The following is a 1,043-nucleotide window of genomic DNA, read 5'->3' on the forward strand; positions in this document are numbered from 1 at the left end:
ATAGAGGGTGTCGATGGTGAAGCTCGACTTGCCCGATCCCGACACGCCGGTGATGCAGGTGAAGGTGCCGAGCGGAATGCTCGCGGTCACGCCCTGCAGATTGTTCGCCGTCGCCCTGTGCACGGTCAGCTTCTTGCCCGATCCCTTGCGCCGCTTGGCGGGCACGGCGACCTCGCGCGTGCCGTTCAGATAATCGGCGGTGACGCTGGTCTTGGACTTGAGCAGCTGCTTCAGCGTGCCGTGCGCGACGATCTGGCCACCATGCACGCCCGCCCCTGGCCCCATGTCGATGACATAGTCGGCGGTGCGGATCGCATCCTCGTCATGCTCGACGACCAGCACCGTGTTGCCCAGGTCGCGCAACCGCCGCAGCGTCGCGAGCAGCATGTCGTTGTCGCGCTGGTGAAGCCCGATGGAAGGCTCGTCGAGCACGTAGAGCACGCCCGACAGCCCCGAGCCGATCTGCGACGCCAACCGGATGCGCTGGCTCTCGCCACCCGACAGCGTGCCGCTGGTCCGGTCGAGATTGAGGTAATCGAGGCCGACATTGTTGAGGAAGCCCAGCCGCTCGACGATCTCCTTGAGGATCGGCTGCGCGATGGCGCGCTGCTGGTCGGTCAGATGTTCGGGCAGGCCGGTAAAGAAGGCCAGCGCATCGACCACCGACAAATGGGTGGCGTAAGAGATGTCCTGCATGGCGATCTTCACCGCCAGCGTCTCGGGCTTCAACCGCGCGCCGTGGCAGACTTCGCAGGGCTGCGACGACTGGTAGTTGGCCAGCTCCTCGCGCATCCAGGCGCTTTCGGTCTGGAGCATCCGGCGGTTGAGGTTGCCGATCACGCCCTCGAACGGCTTTTTCACGTCGTAGGACTTCTTGCCGTCGACAAAGGTCAGCGTGACCGCCTTGCCCTTGGTGCCATGCAGGATCGCGTCGCGGACCTTGTCCTCCAAATCCTTCCACGGCGTCTCTAGTGAGAAGCCGAACTCGCGCGCCAGGCTGCCCAGCACCTGCATATAATAGGGGCTGGGCGGGTTGGACTTGG

Annotated in this window: 1 pseudogene; it reads right to left on the bottom strand. The window is 64.5% G+C overall.

The annotated features are described in order from the left end of the window. Nucleotides 1-1,043, bottom strand: a pseudogene (locus U1700_RS15365) (excinuclease ABC subunit UvrA); the annotation flags it as partial.

Origin of the sequence: Sphingomonas sp. RB1R13, from assembly GCF_036663775.1 — a bacterium.
Taxonomy (GTDB): Bacteria; Pseudomonadota; Alphaproteobacteria; order Sphingomonadales; family Sphingomonadaceae; genus Sphingomicrobium.